General features: G+C 44.3%; 4 protein-coding genes. All 4 read left to right on the forward strand.

The features are described 5' to 3' along the window. The first annotated feature begins 205 nt into the window (after positions 1–205). Complete coding sequence (gene pilV, locus B3O33_RS11705) at positions 206–664, forward strand: type IV pilus modification protein PilV (protein ID WP_292360345.1); 459 nt, start codon at positions 206–208, stop codon at positions 662–664. Beyond that, on the forward strand, positions 664–1671 hold the full coding sequence (locus tag B3O33_RS11710; RefSeq protein ID WP_292360347.1) for a PilW family protein: 1008 nt from the start codon (positions 664–666) through the stop codon (positions 1669–1671). The genes pilV and B3O33_RS11710 overlap by 1 nt, the downstream gene beginning before the upstream one ends. A 12-nt stretch (positions 1672–1683) precedes the next feature. Then, entirely contained in the window at positions 1684–2232 is a 549-nt protein-coding gene (locus B3O33_RS11715) for a pilus assembly PilX family protein (protein WP_292360349.1), read from the forward strand. A 2-nt stretch (positions 2233–2234) separates the two neighbouring features. After that, a partial coding sequence (locus tag B3O33_RS11720) for a hypothetical protein (protein WP_292363647.1) occupies positions 2235–2514 on the forward strand: 280 nt, incomplete at its 3' end.

A 2514-nucleotide genomic window follows, 5' to 3' on the forward strand; every position in this document is an offset into this window, starting at 1 on the left:
AACAAGCGTTAGGGAACAATATCACTATCAGGACAGGTGGAGCTTTTCTAGTCGGATTAACTTTTTTGCCGTCTGGAGAAATCATTTCTGCAGGGGGTGGGCTTGGAATAGGTACATTCAGTTTGTGTATTCCTGGAGCAGTTCAAAGGAACATCACTATCAGTCCGGGCGGCAGGGCTAGAATTGCTCAGGGGGGAGTATGTCCATGAAACAACAACGTGGTTTCACATTACTCGAAGTAATGATTGCCGTATTTGTTCTTGCTGTTGGATTACTTGGTATGGCCCATTTACAAATTACTTCTTTAAAACACAATCAAACTGCCGAGTTTCGTACACAGGCCGCGCTTTTGGCTGCAGATATGCTGGATATGATGCGCGCCAACCGTGATGCGGCCCAAAATGGAAACTATGCAATAGATATTGATGCTGAGCCACCCAGCAGTACCAGTGACATGGCGGATGCGGATATTGTGGAGTGGCGAAATAAACTTTCTCAATATTTACCCAATGGGACGGGACAAATAGCTTGTGGGGCATTTAATCCCAATAGCGAGTTTATTTGTGACATTACCATAGGTTGGACGGAAACTCAGATTGACACTGATTCGAGTTGTGAGTTAGGCAATAACACTTCTTGCTTTACGCTTAGTGGAGCTATTTGATGAGTCATCTAAAAAAACAACAAGGCTTATCATTAGTAGAATTGATGGTCGCTATTGTCCTAGGGTTGATTCTCGTTGCAGGTGTTATCGAATTATTTGTCAATAACCGGCAGGTTTATCGTGTTCAGGATGCTCAATCCCGACTGCAGGAAAATGGCCGCTACGCTATGAAAGTTCTTACGCAGTCTATAGAACGTGCAGGCTATCTTGGCTGTGCAACACGTTCCGCTCTCAATATTAATAATATGCTGAATACCCCTAATACTTATTTATGGGATATCACTACCCCCATTGAAGGGCAAGAAGCAACTGGAGCAAATTCATGGACTCCACCGCGTGATGCCAGTACCAATAGTTCTGTAAGTGGCTCAGATATTCTCACCATACGCACTATTGAGCCGCCTGAATTGCGAGTGGTCTCACATCCTACAACCGGCACACCGGGCAGTGCTGCCATCACAGTTAGCAACAATAATGGACTGGAAGCTGGAGATATCGTATTAGCTCATGACTGTGTTGCTGGGTCAATTTTTCAAATTACTTCTGATCCCACTGCCGGCACTATAGAGCATGCTACAGGGGCTGGTACGCCTGGAAATGCAACCGAAACATTAGGTTATAACTTTGGTTCAGGTTGGGTTAACAAAATTTCCACCAACAGCTTTTTTATCTCGAACAATCCTGACAATGTGCCCTCTCTCTATCGCAAAACTGGGAACGACAATGCTGTTGAATTAATTGAAGGCATTGATTCAATGCAAGTTCGTTATGGTGTAGATACTTCTGGTAATGGCTCTGCTGACGCATATCAAACAGCAAATCAAGTTGGCAACTGGAACAACGTTGTCAGTGTTCGTATCAGTTTAGTGATGGTCAGCGTGGAAAATAATCTTACGGTGGATGGCGCCCAATCTTATAACCTGGAAGGGGCTACCGTTACACCTGCTGATCGACGCCTAAGACGCGTATTTACCCGAACAGTCACCTTACGTAATCGTGTTTCATAGCAGGAACAGTAAATGAAAAATCAAACCGGGGCTGCCCTTATTGTAAGTTTAGTCATATTAGTCATCATGACGATGATTGGCCTTGCCGCGATGCGCACCAGTTCGATGGCCGAAAAAATGGCGGCTAATACCATGGACGTTGAAATTGCTTTTCAAGCAACAGAAATAGCATTACGTGGCGCAGAGGCATGGATTTCAGGTTTAACTGTTGAACCTGATCCAAACAACACCGGCTCCGGCAATATCTGGGTAGCTGACGTAATGGATCCTGATGATGGTAATGCTGAAAGCTGGTGGCATGAACGTGATGCAGCCTGGTGGGCAGCTAATGCAATTCCCTTTCCCACTGCGATTACATTTGAAACAAATTCCGGTACATCAACCATTACCACACCAAGATATATTATCGAATATCAACAATTTGTCACTGACGATCTGGTTGTCGGCACAGGGGGCGGGCCATCAACTGGCCGGGTATATTATCGAATAACCGCACGCGGTACTGGTGGTAGCAATCAATCCCGTGTATTGCTGCAAAGCACTATGGCTAAGAGGTTTTAATCATGAACAAGTCCCCTCATCAGTTATTACACTTCTTTTTTGTATTGCTGCTGGTACCAGTTATCTCAATCGCTGCCCCATTAAACTTAAGTAATGCACCTTTATATCTAGGTGGAAATGCCGATCCCAATATCATGTTCATATTGGATGACTCAGGCTCCATGCAATGGGAAGTGTTACCCGACGAAGAAATTTCACAAAGCATTTATCATATGTTTCCAACCAATCAATCAATGTATGGAAGTAGCTGGTACGATGTTTGGAGTAATAGTACTTATACCT

The organism is Methylophaga sp. UBA1464, from assembly GCF_002325665.1.
Classification (GTDB): Bacteria; Pseudomonadota; Gammaproteobacteria; order Nitrosococcales; family Methylophagaceae; genus Methylophaga.

Excerpts from the sequence above, each read along its gene's own strand:
- pilV (WP_292360345.1), top strand. The coding sequence starts at position 206 with ATGAAACAACAACGTGGTTTCACATTACTCGAAGTAATGATTGCCGTA.
- B3O33_RS11710 (WP_292360347.1), top strand. The coding sequence starts at position 664 with ATGAGTCATCTAAAAAAACAACAAGGCTTATCATTAGTAGAATTGATG.
- B3O33_RS11715 (WP_292360349.1), top strand. The coding sequence starts at position 1,684 with ATGAAAAATCAAACCGGGGCTGCCCTTATTGTAAGTTTAGTCATATTA.